General features: G+C 40.3%; 20 protein-coding genes. All 20 read left to right on the forward strand.

The features are described 5' to 3' along the window. Positions 1 to 9: 9 nt before the first annotated feature. The 20 genes from CLOSYM_RS17605 to rfbB all read left to right on the forward strand — a co-directional run bounded on the left by CLOSYM_RS17605 (position 10) and on the right by rfbB (position 22,431). The gene (locus CLOSYM_RS17605; RefSeq protein ID WP_044902766.1) at positions 10 to 792 is read left to right on the forward strand and encodes a glycosyltransferase family 2 protein; all 783 of its coding nucleotides are present in this window, start codon (positions 10 to 12) and stop codon (positions 790 to 792) included. Beyond that, positions 789 to 2,249 (forward strand): B12-binding domain-containing radical SAM protein, encoded by a 1,461-nt coding sequence (locus CLOSYM_RS17610; RefSeq protein WP_021643156.1) that lies wholly within the window; start codon positions 789 to 791, stop codon positions 2,247 to 2,249. The genes CLOSYM_RS17605 and CLOSYM_RS17610 overlap by 4 nt, the downstream gene beginning before the upstream one ends. A 16-nt stretch (positions 2,250 to 2,265) precedes the next feature. Then, positions 2,266 to 3,339, forward strand: a complete 1,074-nt coding sequence (locus CLOSYM_RS17615) for a glycosyltransferase family protein (protein WP_044902768.1) — start codon at positions 2,266 to 2,268, stop codon at positions 3,337 to 3,339. Positions 3,340 to 3,343: 4 nt separating this feature from the next. Next, a complete protein-coding gene (locus tag CLOSYM_RS17620; RefSeq protein ID WP_021643158.1) occupies positions 3,344 to 4,306 on the forward strand; it encodes a GDP-mannose 4,6-dehydratase in 963 nt (320 codons plus the stop codon). 67 nt (positions 4,307 to 4,373) lie between these two features. After that, entirely contained in the window at positions 4,374 to 5,507 is a 1,134-nt protein-coding gene (locus CLOSYM_RS17625) for a glycosyltransferase WbsX family protein (protein ID WP_021643159.1), read from the forward strand. Then, positions 5,491 to 6,780, forward strand: a complete 1,290-nt coding sequence (locus tag CLOSYM_RS17630) for a hypothetical protein (protein ID WP_044902772.1) — start codon at positions 5,491 to 5,493, stop codon at positions 6,778 to 6,780. The genes CLOSYM_RS17625 and CLOSYM_RS17630 overlap by 17 nt, the downstream gene beginning before the upstream one ends. A 64-nt stretch (positions 6,781 to 6,844) precedes the next feature. Continuing rightward, positions 6,845 to 7,321 (forward strand): CatB-related O-acetyltransferase, encoded by a 477-nt coding sequence (locus CLOSYM_RS23680; protein ID WP_021643161.1) that lies wholly within the window; start codon positions 6,845 to 6,847, stop codon positions 7,319 to 7,321. A 17-nt stretch (positions 7,322 to 7,338) separates the two neighbouring features. Beyond that, positions 7,339 to 8,763 (forward strand): oligosaccharide flippase family protein, encoded by a 1,425-nt coding sequence (locus CLOSYM_RS17640; protein WP_021643162.1) that lies wholly within the window; start codon positions 7,339 to 7,341, stop codon positions 8,761 to 8,763. Then, positions 8,760 to 9,956 carry a CDP-glycerol--poly(glycerophosphate) glycerophosphotransferase gene (locus CLOSYM_RS17645; RefSeq protein WP_021643163.1) on the forward strand — a complete coding sequence of 399 codons (1,197 nt, stop codon included), beginning with the start codon at positions 8,760 to 8,762 and terminating at the stop codon, positions 9,954 to 9,956. The genes CLOSYM_RS17640 and CLOSYM_RS17645 overlap by 4 nt, the downstream gene beginning before the upstream one ends. Positions 9,957 to 10,001: 45 nt before the next feature. Further along, the gene (aepX, locus tag CLOSYM_RS17650) at positions 10,002 to 12,011 is read left to right on the forward strand and encodes a phosphoenolpyruvate mutase (protein WP_021643164.1); all 2,010 of its coding nucleotides are present in this window, start codon (positions 10,002 to 10,004) and stop codon (positions 12,009 to 12,011) included. A 12-nt stretch (positions 12,012 to 12,023) separates the two neighbouring features. Continuing rightward, on the forward strand, positions 12,024 to 13,148 hold the full coding sequence (locus CLOSYM_RS17655) for a phosphonoacetaldehyde reductase (protein WP_021643165.1): 1,125 nt from the start codon (positions 12,024 to 12,026) through the stop codon (positions 13,146 to 13,148). 15 nt (positions 13,149 to 13,163) lie between these two features. After that, positions 13,164 to 14,285, forward strand: a complete 1,122-nt coding sequence (aepY, locus tag CLOSYM_RS17660) for a phosphonopyruvate decarboxylase (RefSeq protein ID WP_021643166.1) — start codon at positions 13,164 to 13,166, stop codon at positions 14,283 to 14,285. Positions 14,286 to 14,690: 405 nt separating this feature from the next. After that, positions 14,691 to 15,542 carry a tyrosine-type recombinase/integrase gene (locus CLOSYM_RS17665; protein ID WP_021643167.1) on the forward strand — a complete coding sequence of 284 codons (852 nt, stop codon included), beginning with the start codon at positions 14,691 to 14,693 and terminating at the stop codon, positions 15,540 to 15,542. A 493-nt stretch (positions 15,543 to 16,035) separates the two neighbouring features. Further along, positions 16,036 to 16,770 carry a CpsB/CapC family capsule biosynthesis tyrosine phosphatase gene (locus tag CLOSYM_RS17670; RefSeq protein ID WP_021643168.1) on the forward strand — a complete coding sequence of 245 codons (735 nt, stop codon included), beginning with the start codon at positions 16,036 to 16,038 and terminating at the stop codon, positions 16,768 to 16,770. Positions 16,771 to 16,834: 64 nt separating this feature from the next. After that, a complete protein-coding gene (locus CLOSYM_RS17675; protein ID WP_021643169.1) occupies positions 16,835 to 17,644 on the forward strand; it encodes a YveK family protein in 810 nt (269 codons plus the stop codon). After that, a complete protein-coding gene (locus tag CLOSYM_RS17680) occupies positions 17,637 to 18,338 on the forward strand; it encodes a CpsD/CapB family tyrosine-protein kinase (RefSeq protein ID WP_003499771.1) in 702 nt (233 codons plus the stop codon). The genes CLOSYM_RS17675 and CLOSYM_RS17680 overlap by 8 nt, the downstream gene beginning before the upstream one ends. A gap of 242 nt (positions 18,339 to 18,580) precedes the next feature. Continuing rightward, on the forward strand, positions 18,581 to 19,669 hold the full coding sequence (locus CLOSYM_RS17685; RefSeq protein WP_009296365.1) for an LCP family protein: 1,089 nt from the start codon (positions 18,581 to 18,583) through the stop codon (positions 19,667 to 19,669). 89 nt (positions 19,670 to 19,758) lie between these two features. Further along, a complete protein-coding gene (locus tag CLOSYM_RS17690) occupies positions 19,759 to 20,307 on the forward strand; it encodes a hypothetical protein (protein WP_003499773.1) in 549 nt (182 codons plus the stop codon). Positions 20,308 to 20,494: 187 nt separating this feature from the next. After that, a complete protein-coding gene (gene rfbA, locus CLOSYM_RS17695) occupies positions 20,495 to 21,394 on the forward strand; it encodes a glucose-1-phosphate thymidylyltransferase RfbA (protein ID WP_003499774.1) in 900 nt (299 codons plus the stop codon). Positions 21,395 to 21,411: 17 nt separating this feature from the next. Beyond that, positions 21,412 to 22,431, forward strand: coding sequence for a dTDP-glucose 4,6-dehydratase (rfbB, locus tag CLOSYM_RS17700; RefSeq protein WP_044902782.1), 1,020 nt, complete (start codon positions 21,412 to 21,414; stop codon positions 22,429 to 22,431). Positions 22,432 to 22,475: the final 44 nt, after the last annotated feature.

Here is a 22,475-nt window from a genome sequence, read left to right on the forward strand (position 1 = left end):
GTGTATGGTATGGAGCAAAATTTTGGATTAATAAGTATAATTATGGCTGCTTATAATGCAGAAAATACGATTGAAAAGGCGGTTATGTCTGTAATGGCACAAACGTATACACAATTTGAACTTATTATAATAAATGACTGTTCCACCGACAAAACTCTTTCTATTATAAAAAAGTTTGAAGAATTTGATAAGCGGATATTTTTGATTAATAATTCCTATAATCGTGGTGTTTCTTATTCACGCAGATATGGACTTGAGAAGGCAAGAGGGGAATGGATTGCTATTCTTGACAGTGATGATGCCTGGGCGGCGGATAAATTGGAAAAGCAGATCAGGCTTCAAAAAGAAAAAAATGCAGATCTGGTTTATACGGGCTCTGCTTTTATGGATTCGTCTGGAAATTCAATAGAATGGTATTTGCATGTACCACCGGAAATCGGTTACAGGAAGTTGCTGAAACAGAACCTAATTTCAAATTCTTCTGCGCTGGTACGAAAAGAATTGTATATGCAATACTATGCGTCGGGGGACAACATGCATGAGGATTTTGCTATATGGCTTAGGATACTCAAGACCGGGAGAAAAGCATATGGAATTGATGAGCCTTTGCTCATTTACCGCTTTATGAGGAAATCAAAATCAGGAAATAAATTAATTGCTGCAAAAATGAATTGGAATACATATAGATACATAGGCCTGGACGTAGTTTCACGCATGTATTATATGATCTGGTATATGTTCAATGGTTTAAAAAAATATATAACTTTAAATAATGAGGTGGCAAAGGTATGAAGGTTTGTTTTATAAATCCCCCATTTAAAGCGGAGTTTGGAAAATTTTCGAGGGAATCACGCAGTCCATGTATAGGGCATAGCGGAGTGTTGTATTATCCGTTGTGGCTTATTTATGCAGCAGCTGTAGTTGAGAATAATGGATTTGAAATTGCTTTTATCGATGCCCCAGCCAAGCAGTTAGATGTTCAGCAAACATTGCAAAGAGTGGACAAGGAAGCAGCAGATGCGGCACTCTTTGTCTTAGATACGAGTACACCTTCGATTTACAATGATGTCGCATTTGCTGAACAACTTAAAAAGAAATATCCAGGAAGCAAGATTATGCTTGTTGGCACACATCCATCGGCAGTACCAATAGAAACACTTAATATTAATGATGCTGTAGATTTTGTGGCGCGTCGTGAATATGACTATATTGTATTAAAGACAGCGCAAGCGTTGGAAAACAATGTGGCAATTGACCGTGTTCGTGGGTTGACATATCGGGATGGCATCGGAGAAATTAAAGAAACGCCAGATGCAGATTACATAGAACAATTAGACGATATTCCTATGGCGGCTCCCTTTATCAAAAAATATTTGGATATCAGAGATTATGTATTTCCTGCCGCATCATTTCCGGCAATTCAAATCTTTACAGGGCGCGGCTGCCCGGCGCACTGTAATTATTGCGTATATCCGCAAACGCTGCACGGCCATAAGTATCGCCTCCGAAGTCCGGAAAATGTTGTGGAAGAATTTGAATATATTGCAAAGAATTTCCCGGAGGTTCATGAGGTAGTAATTGAAGATGATACTTTTACTGCCAATAAAGAGCGTGTAATTAAAATATGTGAATTGCTTGAGGAGAAAAAACTTACAAAGCGCCTTAAGTGGTTATGCAATGCGCGGGTAAACATCGATCTCAAAACAATGCAGGCGATGAAGAAGGCTGGATGCCACCTTATCATTCCAGGATTCGAAAGCTATAATGAGCAGATCTTAAAGAATATAAAAAAAGGCAGCAATTTAAAGCTAATTGATGCGTATGTAGAAAATGCAAAAAAGGCAGGTTTGATGATTCATGCTTGTTATATGGTTGGAAATCAGGGTGAAACACAGGAGACCATGGAACATACTTTAGACGCTGCCATGAGATTTAGGACGGATACGGTACAGTTTTTTCCACTGATACCGTACCCTGGAACAGAGGCCTATCAATGGGCAAAAGAAAATGGATATATCAACGGGAAATATGATGAATATTTGCAGGAAGACGGCACACTAAATTGTATATTAAATACTCCAGAATTAAGTGCGAAAGAGCTGGTTGATTTTTGTGCTCATGCTAGAAAGAAATATTATATGAGACCTTGGTATATTGGGCACAGAATTTGGGCGGGACTCCATGATGTTTCGGATTTCAAACGCAGTTTGAAGGCATTTTGGAGATTAAAAGACAGCTTGATTAGATGAAGGAGGAGTGCAGGAAATGCGGATTGCACTTGCATCAATAAGATACTCGCCAAACCAGCTTCAACATATGGAAGCATTTTGTTCTATGTTTGAAAAAATGGGGCACGAAACTTATTTAGTGCTGGCACAAAAATATCAGATTCATTATAAAGGATCTGAGCGTATTATTATTGGGAAAGAAATAGAAGAAGTAGTTAATTTGGGATTTGACATAATCATTTCATATAACATTGGCAGTGAAAATATATCCTTAGCAAAGCGATGCAGAAAGAAAAATATCAGGTTTTATTATGTATTACATGATCCATGGATGGGGCTGACCGGATTAGTAAAGGAGGGGAAAAAGGCACTGCGTATTTGTGTTGCTGCGATAGTTAATGCTGTAATTTGCCGTAACAGTTACTGCGTATTGCTGCCGTCTCAGGCCGGAGTGAATTATTATAAGCGTGCACATATAGTATACCGTGCGCCCTATCAGTTTTTTCCCCTTATCATGAAAGACAAATATAATGAGACAAATAACATAAAACGAGAATACTTTTCCTTTATAGGTGGTTTTATACCGGCGCATGGCACTGAAGATTTTATATCTTTTATTGAATTTGCCATTGAAAATAATTTGAAAGTCAAATTTTTGATAGCGACAAAAGATGATGTGAGCCATATTCGCAAACGCCCTTGTATTAAAAAAGCATTAAAAAAAGAAATTTTATATATACATGATGGCAGGTATATGACAACTGAGGAAATCAACGGTTACTATCTGCAGAGTATTTGTGTATGGAATGCTTATACGAGAAGCACGCAAAGCGGAGTGCTACCCAGTTCTTTAATGATGGGGACACCTGTAATTGCCAATGAAAATGGTATATCAAAATATGTGATAGAGAACAAAAAATCAGGATGCCTAATAGGATATCCAACGAATAACAGCGAACTTTATTCTGCGTTTCGATATCTTGAAAAAAATATTGATACAGCGAGTAAAGAGGCAAGGCAGGCTTTTATATCAAATTACTATTATAAAAATTTTTGCAATACAGCTAAAGCGATATTTGAAGATGATAAATTAATAGTGAAAGAAGGATAATTGGATGATACTTGTTACAGGTGCAGGCGGTATGGTAGGTTCTCATATGGTTGAAGTGTTATATGAGAAGGGCGAAGCGGTCATAGGGACATATTATAAACCAACTACCGATATAACAGAAATACATAGTGATATTAAAATGCTCGAGTGCGATATCCGATATCCTGCAAATATTGAAAAAATAATTTTACAATACAGGCCAGAAAAGATTTTTCACCTGGCTGCGCAGAGTTATCCGGTTGTTTCCTGGTCACAACCCTATGCTACAATTGACACCAATGTAAATGGAACAATCAGTGTGTTTGAAGCAGTCAAGAAAGTCAGAACGGAATATGATTCTACTTATGATCCAATGGTGGTGGTTGCCTGTTCCAGTGCGGAGTATGGAGAGACATTGAATAAATTACAGGGAGAAGAGGTATTTGTTAAGGAATCAGCAGAACTGAAGCCGCTGCATCCATATGGAGTCAGTAAAGTCGGACAGGATTTACTTGCATTTCAATATTTTATGAATGATCATATTCGATGCATCCGTGCCCGTATTTTTAATTCGACAGGTACAAGAAAAGTGAATGATGTTACAAGTGATTTTACTCGGCGGGCGATAGAGGCTGAACGCACGGGTAACTATCAGCTTCGTGTCGGAAATCTCAATACAAAGAGAGCGATTATGGATCAGAGAGATCTTATTCAGGCACTTTTACTATTGTCTGAAAAAGGGCATGCAGGGGATGTATATAATATATCGTCAGAATATATTTATCGCATGGATGATATTGTGACAATGATTGAAAGGGAGATTGGGCATCAATTAGAACGTTGCGTTGATCAGCAATTACTGCGGCCAACTGATGAACGGGTAATCGTCGGAGACATAACTAAGATTAAGCGGGATACTGGATGGGTGCAGGAAATTTCTATGCAACAGACAGTACATGATATGCTGGAATATTGGCGGAAAAAGTGACGCTATTTGGTATTTTAGGGCAGACTATTCGTAAAAAAGTCTATAAACGGTAGCGGATATTATAGGAGTGTTTAATTTGGAAATCAGTGGTACTAAAATAGTTGCTTTATATTTGCCTCAATATTATGAAACATCTTACAATGATGAATGGTGGGGAAAAGGCTATACAGAATGGACTGCATGCAAAGCTGCAAAGCCGCTTTTCCGTGGACATTGCCAACCTAGAGTCCCTTTGAATGATTGGTATTACGACCTTTCATTAAAGTACAATATAAAAAAACAGATTGATTTGGCGAAAAAATATGGGATTGATGGATTTGCTATTTATCAATACTATTCTTGTGGAAAAAAATTATTGGATGTTCCAACGGAGATGATACGAGATAATAGGGATTTAGATATCCCATTCTTCTTGTTTTGGGCAAATGAAAGTTGGAAAAAGGCGTGGTTTGGACAAGATAATACTGTGGTATGGGCGCAAGAGTATGGAGGAAAAAAAGAGTGGAAAAAACAGTATGAGTATTGTAGAAAATTTTTTCATGATAGTCGATATATGTGTATTGATGAAAAACCAATATATGCAATTTATAATGCTTGGAATTTTTCCCGGGTAGACGAATTCATTTCATATTGGAATGAATTGGCAAAAGCTGATGGATTTCCAGAAATCTATTTTATTAAAGCACAAGGTTCCCGCGACAATAAAAATAAGGGGAAATTTTCCGCAATTGTTACAAGAGAACCCAATTATACGTTTGCTCAAGAAAAAATCATCAAAAAAATAACCAGAATTATAAAGACAAGAGTTATTGAGGTGATAAACACATATTTCCTTTTGCCAAAGGGTAAGGGAATAGTTAGAATGCGTGTATCATACGACGTAATATGGAAGCAAATTCTTTCCAGACGTGATATGGAAGGCGCATTTTTAGGTGCATTTGTGGCTTGGGATAATTCTCCGCGTAAGAGTTACAATGCTACTGTTATAACGGGAGCTACACCGGAAAAATTTGGAGAGTATATGTGTAAGCTGATGAAAAAAGCCCAGGAGATTCATTCTCCTGTAATTGTTATTAATGCATGGAATGAATGGGCGGAAGGAGCATTTTTAGAACCAGATAAGGAATATGGCACAGCTTATCTTGAACAAATATCTAAATTTGCGGAAAGGAAATCAGTATACAATGGGAGAACTGAATAGAACAATAATGAAATCTCAAAATACGTTTTCAATTAATGTACTCATGAAAGGTTATTGTTTATTGTCACTTCTGTCTGTAGTATCAATAACAAAAGCTACCGCAATATATACAACAGTTACACCTGATACAAATTGGTATAACTACTTAACTTATAGTTTTTCACTACTGACTATTCCTATATTATTATTTGCGTTTTTAAAACGTCGGAAGTATAAGGGGATTCATTTTGGTTATGTGATTGTATATTTGCTATGCCGAGAATTAATACGATGGATATGTGGATATTCCAGTATTTTTGATTCAAATTATTTTGAGATGTTTTTTATTTTGACACAAAGTCTTGCTTTGTGTATTACTGTATGTGTGTTATGCAAAAATCAGGTTGCTAAAATTGAAAAATTCTTAGATTATTATGTGATATTTGCTGTTGCATCACAATTGTTTCGCGCAGTATTAGGCTTTACAACAGAGGGCAGACTTGGGGCATTGGGCTTAGGTGTTGGAGGAACAGGATTTTTTTTGGCTAGTTATATTATATTGTTAGTATATACAAGAACGTTTGACAGACGTTTTACATTTTTATTTATTACTGCTTTTGTGGGATTATTACTGTCTGGTCAGCGGACAAATATTTTTATAATGATAATGTGTTTATTACCTTTTGTCTCTAACAATTTAAAAAAAATAATGAAAAACCACTTAGAGTTACAAGTTGGGAAGTCAGATAAATATAAAATAAATTTTCTTGTATTGATGCTTTATATTAGTGTGTTTGTAGTGTTAATAATTGTTGCTCTTGATAGTTTTGGTATTCAAATAGGATTTATTGAGCCGATTAAAAGACTTTCTGAGTCGGTGACACAAATCTTTATTGGTTCAGTTAATAGCGATATCTCCATCCTAGGAAGACAGGCATCCATAGAAGCAGGTATGAAAACACTTGAAGAGAATATGATGGGATTGAGTAATGACTATTATGACTTGCAATATTGGATGCTTCAATATGGATTTCCGACATATCCACACTCAACATTACTGGCTTCGGTCCTGTTATGGGGACCTTTTTGTGCCTTGTTTTGTACGTGGTATATGTGTCTGTTATTTTATCAACTACATAAATATAAATCCCAAATGAGATATGTACTAATGTTTCTTATCATCGTATCAATTATTTGGGGAGGCCCTATATTAGTAGAGCCACAATTTGCTGTTATATTAATATATTTGTCAATTGCTAAAATTAAATTAATAACCTTACGGAATTGTTGCTGATGCATGGCGTTCAAAATCACTGAGAAAGCTACTGTATGAAGCTGAAAATAAACGGGCGGAGAATATGTCATATGGATGGGAGTCTCCATTAATTGTCGGACCAATTGAGGTTGGCAAATATTGCAGTTTTGGGCCGGGAGTTCGCAGATTCCCAGTGAATCATGCAATAGATATGATAACAACCTCCCCGTATTCCTTTAACCCGGTATGTGGCTGGGTGGAGAAAGATATGCGCGAATATACAATGCTTACAATTGGGAATGATGTGTGGATTGGCGCTAACGCAATTATACTCCCCAATGTCAAAACAATTGGTGACGGAGTTATTATTGGAGCTGGAAGTATTGTTACAAAAGACGTTCCGCCATACGCAGTTGTTGTCGGTAACCCTGCAAGGGTATTAAGATATAGATTCAAAGAAGAATTGTGCCAAAGGATTTCCGCAACAAGGTGGTGGGATCTGCCAGAGTCAGAACTTCTGACGTTACTGCAATTGTTCTCAAAACCAGAAGAAATCTGTCAGACACATAGAACAAATTGAAAAGAGTAGTATGTCACATGAAGAAAATAAAGCAGAACGGTAATGCTATTTTAAAAGCTGGGTTAGGTTATACGATTGGAAATTATATGATTAAGGGATTGACGTTTTTTTCAATTCCAATATTTGCACGTCTTTTATCCCCTGATAACTATGGTATTTATAATACATATATTGCTTATGAAAGTATTCTTTGTATGTGTGTGGGCTTTACACTTAATACATGTCAAAAAAATGCAAGATATAAATATGGGAAAGATTATGGCGAATTTGTGTCTTCCTGCATGGTATTGTTATTAGTTAGCGCAGGGACTTGGCTTCTTCTGATAAAGATGTTTGAAAGACCTTTAACAGCATATACGGGGTTTGACTACTGGATACATAATTTATTGATATTACATTGTCTGGGGAGCGCGATACTTTCTATTTTTAATGTGTATTTAAGTATTACTTACAGTTATAAAAGCTATTTACTGGCAGCAGGTTTTAATGCCGTGTTCAATATTGGATTATCTATTCTGCTGATAAAGACGGTATTTAGCAGGCATCCTGCAGAAGGACGTATAGTCGGAACGGTGATTCCTGTTTTGTTTTTAGCGGTGTTTATTTGTTTGTATTTTTGGAAAGAAAAAAGGCCGCCTGCAGACAGAACAACTAATTTTCGTTATTGGAGATTTGCTTTAGCCTACAGTGTTCCTCTAATCCCGCATGGAATATCGCAGGTATTATTAAATCAGTTTGATCGAATCATGATAAATAGCATTTGCGGCGCGGCACAGGCCGGAATATACAGCTTTGCTTATAACATCTATTCTATTGTTGGAGTCACAACAGCCTCGCTGGAAAATGTTTGGAGTCCGTGGTTTTTCGAAAAAGCCCAAATTGGTGAGATTGGAAGTATACAAAAACATGCGACACAGTATGCAGTTATGGTAGCCTTGTTTGTATCATCAATTATGCTTGTTTCACCAGAATTAATTGTTATTTTAGGCACATCTTCATATACCGGAGCGGAGTATTGTGTGATACCTATTCTTGTGGGAGGCTTTTTTGCTTTTTTATACACAATACCTGTACAGGTTCAATATTTTTATGGAAAGACCAAATTAATTGCATTGGGTACAGTGGTAGCTGCAATGATAAATATAGTGCTTAATAGTATTTTTATTCCCATGTATGGGTATGTTGCAGCAGCGTACACGACAGCAGTGACCTATGGTATGAATTTTGCATTTCATGCGTTTATATCGTCAAGAATCGGTAACGTACATTACTTTAAGTGGTCTGGTTTATTTTTGAGCGGTGGGTTATGTGTGACAGTCGCAGCTATCGCGGTCACTCTGGTTTCGTATATTGAATTTCGTTTGGGGGTGCTGGCAGTATTATTATTCTGTGCTTTCAGCTATTGGAAAAGCGTGAGTAGAAAGGCGGATATACAGGTATGAGTCAAACTAATAAAGCAGAGAAAATATGGAACCTATTAAGCGCTATAGCAGTTAAAGTGAGCAGCAGACGAAATAGAACGAATAAAAACATTTGGGTTTTCGGTGAGTGGTTTGGAAGAAAATGCAATGATAACTGCATGTATTTCGCAAACTATCTAGCCGAAGTCCATCCTGAAATTAAACTTATTTGGATAGCAAATAAGGGAGTAGATACATCCAAACTTAACAATAAAATCAAAGTATGTGAAATGAATACTGCAGAGGCAAAGCATATAATTTCAGAAGCAGGTGTTGTGGTTGTTGGGCAAGGGTTTAGGGATCTTTCTTCAAAAGGAAATAATTTTTTTGGAAATGCAGTAACAGTAAATCTTTGGCATGGAATTCCGTGGAAGAAAATCGGACATAGCGGTAGTAATTTGCGGGGATGTGCCTTTTTAATTTATTGCTATTTATATGACTATGCTTTTAACTGTGACTGCTATGTAATTCCGTCAGATGTGTTTCGTCCCTGCTATCAAAGTGCGTTCGGAGCGAAAAACAGGAATTTTATTTTAGCAGGGCAACCAAGAAATACTGTATTATACGATAAAAGATTTCACATTAAATCGAGGAGTGAATTAACAGAAAAAATAGACATGGATAGTGATACAAAAATAATTGCCTATATGCCTACATTTCGGGACACGCGGGAAAATACTTTCTCTTTCTCGTCTTTGGCTGATAACAGGAGACTTACAAAAATATTGGAGAAATATAATGCAGTAATTGTAGAAAAGGCACATTTTGTAAATCAGGAGCGGCATTCTAAAGAAACAGAAATGTTGGGGAAGGTATTTATATTAAAAGATTGGGATGCGCAGTCTTTACTTGCGGCGGCAGATATATTGATAACGGATTATTCTGGAGCTTCATTTGACTACCTATTGTTGGAGCGACCTGTCCAATACTATTTGTATGATTATCATTTTTACCGTGATAATGACAGGGGACTGTATTTTTCCAAGGAAGAGGTTGTAGCGGGTGATGTAGCAGTCAATGAGGAAATGCTTATTTCAGATATAGAAAAGAATTTAAAAGATCCGCGCAGGCATCAGGATTTGCGCGGGCAGATGCGTAGAAAATATATGTGTTATGATAACGCAGAGAACAACGAGATCATTTATAAACAAATTCAAAAAAAACTGTCGCAGTAGAATTGTGACGGCGTACTAAATTTTGAATAGAAAGAGTGTGGTTTTATGAAGGTATTGATTTTAAATTCTGGTATGGGCAGCCGTATGGGAGTATTGACATCTGAGCATCCCAAATGCATGACAGAGATTTCCAATAAAGATACTATTTTAAGCCGGCAGCTAAAAATGATAGCTGAGTCCGGTCTCACAGAGGTTGTTATAACTACGGGTCTGTTTGACAGTGTACTTGTAAACTATTGCCAAAGTCTGGAACTTCCGTTGACTTATACTTTTGTAAAGAATGAACTGTATAAAGAAACCAATTATATCTATTCGATATACTGCGCAAGAGAATATTTGGATGATGATATTTTACTCATGCATGGCGATTTGGTATTTGAAAGTGCAGTCCTTGATTCTGTAGTAAACCACGAGGGAAGCTGCATGGCGGTTAGTTCTACACTCCCTCTTCCTGAAAAAGATTTTAAAGCGGTTATACATAACGGGTACATTTCCAATATTGGCATTGAATTTTTTAATGAAGCAGTTACAGCACAACCGCTGTATAAAATTGAAAAGCAGGACTGGAAAGTATGGCTCTCTAATATCGTGGCGTTCTGTGAGAGTGATCGTGTGGAATGCTATGCGGAAAATGCATTTAATGAGGTGTCGGAAAGGTGCTTGATTAAAGCGCTGGATGTTGAAAATAAGTTATGCAGTGAGATTGACAGTCCGGAGGATTTGGCTGTTGTATCGAAACAGGTAAAAGAGATATCAAATCGTACCGTATACATGTGTTTTTCCACCGATATGATTCACAGCGGACATATTTCTATTATTAAAAAAGCTGAAAAATTGGGTAAACTGATTGTCGGCGTACTGTCTGATGAGGCTGTCATCAGTTATAAGCGATTTCCCCTTTTACCTTATGAGGAACGACAGGCGCTGTTCGAGAATATTTCCGGTGTATACCAGGTAGTGGAACAGAAAACATTAAGCTATAAAGAAAACCTGGAAAAGTATAAGCCAACTTACGTTGTGCACGGGGATGATTGGGTTACCGGTTTTCAAAAACCAATTCGTGATGAAGTAGTGTCGGTTCTGGCCACTTATGGCGGAAAATTGGTAGAGTTTCCTTATTCTGCAGATGAAAAATATCAGGCGCTGGAAAATAGAGCGAGAGCGGAACTCTCACTGCCTGATGTGCGAAGAGGAAGACTGAAAAAAGCAATTGCAATGAAAGGCACAATTACTGCAATGGAGGCGCATAGTGGTTTGACTGGCTTAATTGTGGAGAAAACAACTGCTTATCAGAATGGGGAAGCCCATCAGTTTGACGCTATGTGGGTAAGCTCGCTGTGTGACTCAACCGCAAAAGGAAAACCGGATATTGAACTAGTGGATATGACTTCACGTTTTCGAACAATTGATGACATTATGGAAGTAACTACAAAACCCATTATTTTTGACGGCGATACCGGCGGACTTACAGAACACTTTGTCTATACTGTAAAAACGCTGGAACGCATGGGAGTTTCCATGATTATCGTGGAAGATAAGACAGGGATGAAGAAAAATTCTCTGTTTGGTAATGAAGTGAAACAGACACAAGATTCTATCGAAAATTTCAGCGCAAAAATTGCCGCTGGTAAACAGGCAAAACAGACGCAGGATTTTATGATAGTGGCGCGTATCGAAAGTCTGATTTTGGAGCGCGGGATGAACGATGCCCTTACACGTGCATTTGCATTTGTGAAAGCGGGGGCAGATGGTATTATGATTCACAGTCGTAAAAAGGAGCCCGACGAAATTTTCGAGTTTGTGGAAAAATTCCGTGCACAGGAACCGGAAGTTCCCATAGTTGTGGTTCCGACCTCTTTTAATACTGTTACGGAAGAAGAATTTAAAGCGCGCGGCGTTAATGTTGTCATTTATGCAAATCAGTTGACGCGGACGGGATTCCCTGCCATGCAGAAAGCGGCGCGTACAATTTTGGAAAACCATAGGGCAAAAGAATGCGATGATATATGTATGTCGATTAAAGATATTATTACATTGATTCCAGAAGAGAGCTGATGGAGGAAAGCAATGAAGAAACAGGAAATATTAGTGACAGACAGCGTATATTCTGAACTGGATTATTATTTAAAAAAGATTGGTGTAAAAAGGTTGCTTTTAGTTTGTGGGGAATCATTTTCTTCTCTTGCCATTAGCAAAAGCTTTGAGACAATTGAAAAACGGATAGGGGTAAAGATTGTCAAATTTAGTAATTACAAACCAAATCCAACATATGATTCAGTGGTAGAAGGGGTCAAAATTTTTCGTCAGAATAATTGCGATACCATCATGGCGGCAGGCGGCGGAAGTGCAATGGACGTAGCAAAATGTATTAAACTTTTTTCTAACATGGATGAATCTGTTAATTACATTGAACAAAAAATTACACCCAATGATGTTAATCTGATTGCACTGCCAACGACGGCCGGTTCAGGCAGTGAGGCGACACGGTATGCGGTAATTTATTATAATGGTGAAAAACAGTCGATTGCGGACGAAAGCTGTATTCCGTCCTGTGTTTTAATGGATGCGTCTGTCTTGAAAACATTGCCATTGTACCAAAAAAAATCTACAATGCTGGATGCATTGTGCCATTCAATAGAATCATTCTGGTCCGTGAATTCAACAGAAGAAAGTAAACAGTATTCGCGTGAAGCAATCCAATTAATGATGAAATATAAAAACGCTTATCTTGCCAATGAAGCGATTGGCAACACGGCAATGTTAAAGGCCGCTAATATAGCAGGCAAGGCGATCAATATCACTCAAACGACAGCCGGGCATGCGATGTGCTATAAGCTTACAAGCCTTTATGGAATCGCCCATGGACATGCAGCAGCATTGTGCAATGCGGCATTATGGCCCTATATGGCGCAACATATGGAAAAATGTATTGATCCGCGGGGAAAAGATTATCTTGAAGATTTGTTTCTTGAAACTGCAAGTGCTATGGGCTGCGGCTCAATAGAAGAAGCACTCACCAGATACCAGTCTATTTTGGCAGAACTGGGAATGGATGCTCCAATTATGAAAAATGTAAGTGACCTTGAAGTGCTTACAGAATCGGTGAATCCGGCACGGTTAAGGAATAATCCGGTGAGATTGGATAAAGAAACGTTACGTTATCTGTACAAATTAATTTTAAACATCAACTAGAATGGAGTATCGAAGATGAAAGTTGAATCATTTGTAAATATAATTGGCGCTGATTTTTATGCTGGTGTGCCTGATTCTCAATTAAAAGCCCTTTGCGATTATCTCGTAAATACCTATGGAATCGATCCGCAACACCACATAATTGCAGCGAATGAGGGAAACTGTACCGGACTTGCCGCCGGCTATCACATGGCGACAGGCAAAGTGCCGGTAGTTTACATGCAAAATTCCGGTGAAGGTAATATAATTAACCCTGCTGCTTCTCTTTTAAACGAGAAAGTGTATGCAATCCCGGTTGTTTTTGTAATTGGGTGGCGCGGAGAACCTGGAGTTCATGATGAACCGCAACATATCTATCAAGGTGAGGTGACCCTAAAATTGCTGGATGATATGGGAATCGACTCTTTTATTGTAGGGAAAAATACGACGGAAGAAGAACTTCGTGATGCAATGAAAAAATTCAGAATAGGACTGGATAAGGGGCAGAGCGTGGCTTTTGTAGTTTGTAAAGGTGCGCTGTCTTATGAAACTGCGGTGAAATATGAAAATAAAAATACGATGATACGTGAACAAATTATTCAACATATTGTCCGGATTACAGGAGAAGACACGATCGTTTCAACAACAGGAAAGGCGAGCCGTGAATTATTTGAGATTCGTGAAACAAATGGACAAAGCCACAAATATGATTTTTTGACGGTTGGGTCTATGGGCCATAGTTCGTCTATTGCTCTTGGCATTGCACTCAATAAAACTAATACAAAAGTTTGGTGTATTGACGGCGACGGCGCTGTTTTGATGCATATGGGAGCGCTGGCAGTTCTCGGAGCTAATCATCCTGAGAATATGGTTCATATTATCATTAACAATGGCGCGCATGAAACGGTTGGCGGTATGCCTACTGCAGCGGCGAAAATTGATCTTGCAGCTATTGCAAAAGCCTGCGGTTATCCATATGCAGTAAGTGTTGCAGATTATGATACTCTCGATATAGAACTTCTGAAGGCAAAGAATGGGAACGAATTGCGACTGATTGAGGTAAAGTGTGCAATCGGTGCCAGGGGAGATCTTGGAAGACCAACGACTACTCCATTAGAGAATAAACAGAATTTTGTGGGGTATCTGGGGAAACGATAGCTTTAGGAATAACGTTCGGAGTACTGCTCTCATTTATGGTTTATAAGGATTATTCCTTTTATATTTGTAGGTTAATAGTGTTTATTTTTGTTGCATGGCAACAAATGGATGTTGGTTCTTTTGTTTAGTCCAACTGTAACATATAAAAGAACCTTTAAATGTCGTTTTTTTGTAACTTGAAATTGGGTTGACAAATTTCTAAATACTATTATCAAATCAAACCGATTTATTTTTGGATGAATATACTGCCTCGCGAGAGCCAACCAATCCGTTGTCGAGAGCCACCTCTTTAACCAATTTAATGAATATGTGCTTACAGAAATTTATGTGTATAATAAACAGAAGATTATATCAAAACTAACTGTAGATTTATTTATACTTCGTAATTTATAAGAAAGGGCTGAAATGATGTTTCCAGAGACTAACTCGATATCTATTCCCGGATTAACCACCTATTATCATTATTTAATAGGTGAAGAAAAATCCCCCACCACCATCACCAAATACCTCCGCGACCTCCAGAAATTCCTCACCTACACCGCCGGTCGCCCCATCACCAAGGAACTGGTCATAACCTACAAAGAGGAACTAAAACAGCAATACGCCACCGCCAGTATCAACTCCATGCTGGCCTCACTGAATCACTATTTCGATTTTGCCGGTCTCTACGAATGCAAAGTCAAGCAAATCAAACAACAACGCCGGGTTTACTGCCCAGAGGAAAAGGAACTTTCAAAAGAAGAGTACTATCGCCTCATAAAAGCCGCGCAGGAATTGCAGAAAGACCGCCTCTCCTTAATAATCCAGACCATCTGCAGTACAGGAATCCGGATAAGCGAACTGGAATGTATTACCGTCCGAGCGGCGCAAAGCGGCGTGGCCGAAGTAAACTGCAAAGGCAAGAGCCGGCAAATTTTCATTCCCCATAAGCTAAAGATGATGCTGTTAACCTATATTAAGAAGCAGCACATCCGCCAGGGTCCCATATTCATAACCAAGCAGGGCAACCCGATTAACCGCAGTAATGTATGGCGGGAGATGAAAAACCTATGTAAGATAGCGCATGTGAAAGAAAACAAAGTCTTTCCCCATAACCTCCGCCATCTTTTCGCAAAGACCTATTACAAGATGGAAAAAGACATCTCGAAGCTGGCCGACCTACTGGGACACAGCAGTATCAACACAACAAGGATTTATATCATATCATCGGGGGAAGAGCACAGGCGGCAAATTGATCGAATGAAACTCCTGCTATAAGAAAGCAATTAGAATAAATGCTGATAAAGCTTCTTATTTACAACATAATATAGATTATGTCGTATTATACACCTAAAAATCTAAAACGTCTATTAGAAAATTAAAAAAATCTAAATTAATTATTAATTTAATATATTTCACTTTTCATAACATTACCCTTAATTTCCATATTATACCAATAACCTATCGATAATGCAATATTATCACCAGTTGTTTTTTATTTTGCTCCCCCAAATGAAGTATCTAAAAATACAAATAACTCCATTATTTACAAAAAATCCCATCTCCTGTCTGTGAAAATCCCATATTTCAAAACTCTATAAAAAAATTTCATTATTCTATTCACGCAGCAATAAAAAAATCCCAAATCCCCACGACATAATCTATATTATGTGGTTTCTTTCTCAACATAATCTATATTATGTTGTTGTCCATAAAAACATATCAATATTATGTTATTTCACCTGACACTATTAATGTAGGGAGTGTATCTATGTTGCAGCCAGTAAACGGGATAATCGATGTCCATGCCCATATTATCCCCAAAGCAGATGACGGTTCCAGATATCTGGGGGAAACCCGGTTTATGCTGAAAGAAGCATATGCACAGGGAATACGCAGTGTGATTGCCACGCCTCATTATCTGCACAGACATAATAAAATGAGCGCAGGCCAGATTCTGGACGCCTTAGAAAAAGTAAAAAAAATGGCAGGCGAAATTGCCCCGGATTTAACAATCTATTCCGGCGAAGAACTATTCTACCACGATGGTATTGTGGAAGCGCTGCAGTCCGGAAGGGCCTTATCGCTGGGGGGTACAAGATATGTTCTGATAGAGTTTTCAACTACTGTTTCATATAAAGAGATCTATCAGGCCGTACGCCAGCTGACTCTGGCCGGTTATATTCCGGTACTCGCTCATATTGAACGCTTCACCTGTCTGAGGAAAAGCGGCTGCATTGAAGAACTGATTCAGGCAGGAGCTTATATGCAGATGAATTACAGCAGCCTGTCGGGAATCAACCATCCGGTTGATCGTATCTGGTGCAGAAAAGCAGTGAAAAAAGGAAATGTTCATCTTTTGGGTTCCGATATGCACCGGCTGGACTACAGGCCGCCTGAAATAAAGAAAGCAGTTGACTGGCTGCTAAAGGACTGCAGAAGGGAGACTTTTGAGCGGCTGACCTATTATCAGCCAAAGAAACTCCTGAATGGGGAACTGTTTTAGTAAGCTAATTCCTGCTTGATGGAAATAGATAAGATTAATATAAAAAAGAAAAGGAATCTGGAAAATGGAAAAGATGTACACAGAAGACAAAGAAGAGATAGAGATTGATCTCCGGGAACTGCTGTTTGAGCTGAAAAAAAGGTTATGGCTGATTCTTGTGGCCCTGTTTCTCGGAATCGGCATTGCCGGCGCCGGCAGCGCATTTCTAATCACCCCGCAATATAAATCAGAAGCGAAGCTTTACATATTATCGAAGGAGACAACTTTGACTTCTCTGGCAGATCTTCAAATCGGCAGTCAGCTTACACAGGACTACAAGGTTTTGGTCAGCAGCCGGCCGGTTATGGAGGGTGTCATTAACCATCTCAAATTAGACTATTCTTACAAAGAATTGGCCGGAAAGCTGACGGTGGAGAATCCGCAGAATACGCGAATCCTGTCTTTAACGGTGCGTGATGAGAATCCGTATATGGCTAAGCAGATCGTGGATGATATCGCAAATACCGCTTCCGACTACATTGGGGAAATCATGGAAATGGTACCGCCGAAAATGATTGAGGACGGTGTGGTGGCATCGGAGCCCTACAGCCCCAGCATAAAGAGAAATGCACTACTTGGAGGAATCCTGGCGGTATTTTTAATCTGTGCCTTGATAGCGGTCCGTGTTGTCTTTAGTGACACCGTCAAGAGTGAGGAAGATGTTGAAAGATACCTGAGTATCCCTGTATTGGCTGTTATTCCCAAAAAGAGAGAGAAGGGCAAGAAAAAAGAAAAACATAAATCACCGAAAGAGCCGGGTAAGGGAGAAACCAGGAAGGAAGAAATCAGGAAAGAAGTAAAAGGGCCAAAAGAGGAGGAGCAGATAAATGGATAACGAAGTCTTTTTAAAAAGAACGGCAATAGAAGATTATCAGTACAATGAGGCGATGAAAACACTTCGTACGAATATCCAGTTTTCAGGCACAGGTATTCAGGTTGTTATGCTTACAAGTTCTGTTCCCGGAGAGGGAAAGAGCGAGACCACTTTTCATTTAGCGGCCTCGCTGGCACAGCTGGATAAGAAGGTTCTTCTGATTGACGCCGATATCCGCAAATCGATCCTTGTCACACGATACCAATTGGACCGGAGAGTTGACGGGCTGTCCCAATACCTGAGCGGCCAGAAAAAATTGGAAGAGGTAGTTTATAAAACGAATCTGCCTAATTTGACCATGATTTTTTCCGGTCCCTATTCTCCGAACCCGGCAGAGCTGTTGGCAGAACCCCTTTTCGATAAATTAGTTGCCTGGGCAAGGGAGAATTTTGATTATGTCATAATCGATACGCCTCCGATGGGAAACCTGATTGATGGCGCGATTATAAGCCGGAACTGTGACGGAGCCATACTGGTTATTGAGAGCGGCAATATCAGCCACCGCCTTCTGCAAAAAGTGAAAGGCCAGTTGGAAAAGAGCGGATGCCGGATTTTGGGTGCGGTGTTAAATAAAGTGGACGTCAGACAAAACAGTTACTATTATTACGGAAAATACGGGAAATATTATGGAAAAGAGTATAGCAGCGAGCATTAAGACGCACAGAGCTTTAAAAATATGTTACAGTTCAGCCTTCGGCTAAACCGTAACAAATGATGCACAGAAACGGCAAAAAACGTCGTTGGATAGTGGTGAAAAGTTCATTTTTCATCGCATCGCGCCGCACAACTCGGGATTTTCGCAAAAAACAGCGAAAACACCTCGCGGAATACATCATGGCTGAACGGTTACCAAAATACAAGGCTGCGGCAGAAAGCCGTCATGGAGAAAAATGAAAGATGAGTGACATTAAGAACGGCCCGGCTGAAAAGGAAGCGCCGGATAGTAAAAAACAAATCCGGGAAAAACGAAAAGCAATAAGCAAATGGCCGGTTGTATTGGCGGTGTTTTGTGCGGCCGCTGCCATTTTTATGTTGTCATACCGTTACTATGCACAGGAGAAAGCGCGGCGATTGACAGAGGCCGGGAATGCAGCCAAAGCCTCCGGACTTGCCGGGACGCCGTCAAACGGAATAATTGAACTGGACGGAAAAAAATACAGAAGAAACACTTCAATTCGCGCGATTCTCTGTATTGGCGTGGATACGAGCGGGGATATGCAGCAGCAAACCGCGTCCGGAGTAGCGGGGCAGGCGGACGGCCTTTTTCTTGTGGCGCAGGATATGGCCAGAGATACGGTCAGGATTTTAATGATTCCCCGGGACACGATGACGGAGATAACGCTTTTTGATTTAATGGGCAATGAGCTGGGTAAAGATGTTCAGCACCTTACCCTTGCATTTGCCTATGGAGACGGCAGAGAGAAAAGCTGTGAGCTTCTCGCGGCCGCTGTCTCGGATTTATGCTTTGGAATCCGTCTGGACGGATATCTTGCAATGAATGTTAGTTCCATCCCCCTCTTAAATGACGAGGTGGGAGGAGTTACCGTCACGATAGAAGAGGATGGGTTGGAAGTAAAAGACCCGCTGCTGAAAAAAGGGAGTGTCGTACACCTAAACGGCAGTCAGGCAGAATTATTTGTACGTTACCGCGATATTACGAAGCCGCAGACGGCTCTGAGCAGAATGGACAGGCAGCAGCAGTATATACAGGCCTACTTTGAAACGGTCAAAAAAGAGTCGGAAAAAGACAGTGGTCTGATAACAAGACTTGTCAATGCCATAGAGAACCATATGGTTACCAATATGGCGAAAGACCAGTACCTCGATATGGGGATGGCGGTCCTGAACAGCCAGCAGGAGCTGGGAGATAAAGATTTTTTGACAATACCGGGCCAGGCAGTGGAAACAATTAATTTTGATGAGTATTATCCGGACCTGGATGAATTGAAACGAATCATCATAGAACTGTTCTACAAGGAAATCTGACAGAACTCGGATGATGCAAATGCCTTACGGCAATAACTAGCAAATGCTATTTATTGATAAAACTAAAAAGAAAGGAAGGGTGATGTGACATGAAGAGGAAATTAGCAGGAGTGTTAACCGCTGCTGTCCTGATGGCTCAGCCGTTTACATCTCTGGCAGCCGGCAGTATGCCGTCTACGCCTTCACCGTCTCGTGACAACATGAGCAGTTCGACACAATCAATGATCAGTGGCGAACTGAATAACGGTGCAGCTCCTACCGGCACTGCAGGCAGTTCAGTTGCGTTCAGCACGGATCGGGCTGTTTATGAGAATGCCGGATTTGCCTGGGACGTAATCGAAGAGATTAATACCATCAATGCCGGAGTAGAACCTCTGTACCGTACAATTGGAACTAACAACATGGTTGGTTATGTTCCTTTGGCGCCGGTACAGGCAGCAGTTGTCAGCGGCTCCACCACAGTAACGATGTATGTTCCAAACCTGGTAGAGGGACTGAACGATGTTCAGATCCTGTACTACAATCAGGCAACACATACTTGGGAACTGATGGCACCGTCCAGCATTAATTATGCAACAAAAGAAATTTCCGTTACTTTAAGCGGAACAACCCCATTTACAATTGTTTATAAGAAATAAACATTCGTGAGTGAAGCTGAGGGACTGCCCCTGCCATTTTTGGGGCAGCTTCCCGGTTTTAGGTAAGGAATACGAGCGCCTGATTTCCACGGGGACACTCATTAGAATAGGAAATGGATATTTAATAGTGAGTGTTGCCCGCGGAATTAAATATAGATGAAATAAACGGAAGGACAGAAGAAAACTGATGAAAGGGATTATTCTTGCCGGAGGTTCCGGTACCCGCCTTTACCCGCTGACGAAAGTAACTTCTAAACAATTGCTGCCGATTTACGACAAGCCGATGATTTATTATCCGATGTCCGTGCTGATGGAGGCAGGCATCCGGGAAATCCTGATTATTTCCACACCGCAGGATACGCCCCGCTTTCAGGAGCTGCTGGGAGATGGAAAGGCCTTTGGACTGAATCTGAAATATGCAGTTCAGGCATCCCCGGACGGACTGGCCCAGGCATTTTTGATTGGCGCAGATTTTATAGGAAATGACACAGTTGCGATGGTTTTAGGTGATAACATTTTTGCCGGCCACGGATTGAAAAAAAGATTGAAAAACGCAGTCCGTAATGCGGAAAAAGGCAAAGGGGCAACGGTATTCGGCTATTACGTAGACGATCCGGAGCGCTTTGGAATAGTGGAGTTTGACAGAGATGGAAAAGCAGTCTCGATCGAAGAAAAGCCAAAACAACCAAAAAGCAACTACTGTGTTACTGGCCTGTACTTTTATGACAACAGGGTGGTGGATTATGCCGGACAGCTAAAGCCGAGCGGGAGGGGAGAACTGGAAATCACAGATCTGAACCGGATTTATTTAGAGGAAGGACTTCTTAATGTGGAACTGCTGGGGCAGGGCTTCACATGGCTGGATACCGGCACCCATGAAAGCCTGGTGGATGCGACAAACTTTGTAAAAACAGTGGAGAGCCACCAGCACCGGAAAATCGCCTGCCTGGAAGAGATCGCCTATTTAAACGGCTGGATATCAGGCGATGAGGTACTGGCGGTTTACGAGAGTATGAAGAAGAATCAGTATGGCCAATACCTGAAGGATGTTCTGGACGGGAAGTATATTGATGTTCTTTACGAATGAAAAAGAGGGAAGAGAGTATGAAAATTATAGTGACCGGCGGAGCTGGTTTTATTGGAAGCAATTTTATCTACCACATGCTGGACGTGCATCCTGACTATCAGATTGTCTGTGTGGATTGCCTGACCTATGCCGGAAATTTATCCACATTAGAAAAAGCGATGAGTAATTCAAACTTTCATTTTTATAAGGTTGACATCTGCGAAAGAAATGATGTTTACAGTGTATTCCAAAAAGAACAGCCGGACATGGTTGTCAACTTTGCTGCGGAAAGCCATGTGGACCGGTCGATTGAAGAACCCGAGGTCTTTTTAGATACCAACATCAAAGGTACGGCAGTCTTGATGGATGCCTGCCGCAAATTCGGCATGGTGCGATACCATCAGGTATCGACAGATGAGGTTTACGGAGATCTTCCGCTGAACCGGCCTGACCTGTTTTTTACTGAAAGCACTCCTATTCATACCAGTTCTCCATACAGTGCCTCTAAGGCCGGAGCGGACTTGCTGGTGCAGGCATACCACCGGACCTACGGCCTCCCCGTGACCATCAGCCGCTGTTCCAATAACTATGGGCCCTTCCATTTTCCGGAGAAGCTGATACCCCTGATGATCGTAAACGCTCTGGCCGATAAACCGCTGCCGGTATACGGAGAAGGGCTGAACGTCCGCGACTGGCTGTATGTGGAAGATCACTGCAAAGCCATCGATTTAATCCTTCACAAAGGGCGAATCGGCGAGGTTTACAATATCGGCGGACACAACGAGATGAGAAATATCGATATTGTCAGAATGATTTGCCAGGCTCTGGGCAAACCGGAGAGCCTGATTACATATGTGGCAGATCGGAAGGGCCATGATATGCGGTATGCAATCGACCCGGAGAAGATAAGCAGTGAGCTTGGATGGCAGCCGGAAACAAAATTTGAAGACGGAATACGGAAAACGATTCAGTGGTATCTGGAAAACCGTGGATGGTGGGAAAGCATAATCTCCGGAGATTATCAGAATTACTATGAAAAAATGTATGGGAACCGATAGGATACCAGAAGAGAACCAGGATTAAGGGAAGGGTCAGGAGGATA

Origin of the sequence: [Clostridium] symbiosum ATCC 14940, from assembly GCF_000466485.1 — a bacterium.
GTDB lineage: Bacteria > Bacillota > Clostridia > Lachnospirales > Lachnospiraceae > Otoolea > Otoolea symbiosa.

What these genes read in the sequence shown, in the direction of transcription:
- CLOSYM_RS17605 (WP_044902766.1), top strand. Translation starts at nt 10, where the DNA reads ATGGAGCAAAATTTTGGATTAATAAGTATAATTATGGCTGCTTATAAT.
- CLOSYM_RS17610 (WP_021643156.1), top strand. Translation starts at nt 789, where the DNA reads ATGAAGGTTTGTTTTATAAATCCCCCATTTAAAGCGGAGTTTGGAAAA.
- CLOSYM_RS17615 (WP_044902768.1), top strand. Translation starts at nt 2,266, where the DNA reads ATGCGGATTGCACTTGCATCAATAAGATACTCGCCAAACCAGCTTCAA.
- CLOSYM_RS17620 (WP_021643158.1), top strand. Translation starts at nt 3,344, where the DNA reads ATGATACTTGTTACAGGTGCAGGCGGTATGGTAGGTTCTCATATGGTT.
- CLOSYM_RS17630 (WP_044902772.1), top strand. Translation starts at nt 5,491, where the DNA reads ATGGGAGAACTGAATAGAACAATAATGAAATCTCAAAATACGTTTTCA.
- CLOSYM_RS23680 (WP_021643161.1), top strand. Translation starts at nt 6,845, where the DNA reads ATGTCATATGGATGGGAGTCTCCATTAATTGTCGGACCAATTGAGGTT.
- CLOSYM_RS17640 (WP_021643162.1), top strand. Translation starts at nt 7,339, where the DNA reads ATGAAGAAAATAAAGCAGAACGGTAATGCTATTTTAAAAGCTGGGTTA.
- CLOSYM_RS17645 (WP_021643163.1), top strand. Translation starts at nt 8,760, where the DNA reads ATGAGTCAAACTAATAAAGCAGAGAAAATATGGAACCTATTAAGCGCT.
- aepX (WP_021643164.1), top strand. Translation starts at nt 10,002, where the DNA reads ATGAAGGTATTGATTTTAAATTCTGGTATGGGCAGCCGTATGGGAGTA.
- CLOSYM_RS17655 (WP_021643165.1), top strand. Translation starts at nt 12,024, where the DNA reads ATGAAGAAACAGGAAATATTAGTGACAGACAGCGTATATTCTGAACTG.
- aepY (WP_021643166.1), top strand. Translation starts at nt 13,164, where the DNA reads ATGAAAGTTGAATCATTTGTAAATATAATTGGCGCTGATTTTTATGCT.
- CLOSYM_RS17665 (WP_021643167.1), top strand. Translation starts at nt 14,691, where the DNA reads ATGATGTTTCCAGAGACTAACTCGATATCTATTCCCGGATTAACCACC.
- CLOSYM_RS17670 (WP_021643168.1), top strand. Translation starts at nt 16,036, where the DNA reads ATGTTGCAGCCAGTAAACGGGATAATCGATGTCCATGCCCATATTATC.
- CLOSYM_RS17675 (WP_021643169.1), top strand. Translation starts at nt 16,835, where the DNA reads ATGGAAAAGATGTACACAGAAGACAAAGAAGAGATAGAGATTGATCTC.
- CLOSYM_RS17680 (WP_003499771.1), top strand. Translation starts at nt 17,637, where the DNA reads ATGGATAACGAAGTCTTTTTAAAAAGAACGGCAATAGAAGATTATCAG.
- CLOSYM_RS17685 (WP_009296365.1), top strand. Translation starts at nt 18,581, where the DNA reads ATGAGTGACATTAAGAACGGCCCGGCTGAAAAGGAAGCGCCGGATAGT.
- CLOSYM_RS17690 (WP_003499773.1), top strand. Translation starts at nt 19,759, where the DNA reads ATGAAGAGGAAATTAGCAGGAGTGTTAACCGCTGCTGTCCTGATGGCT.
- rfbA (WP_003499774.1), top strand. Translation starts at nt 20,495, where the DNA reads ATGAAAGGGATTATTCTTGCCGGAGGTTCCGGTACCCGCCTTTACCCG.
- rfbB (WP_044902782.1), top strand. Translation starts at nt 21,412, where the DNA reads ATGAAAATTATAGTGACCGGCGGAGCTGGTTTTATTGGAAGCAATTTT.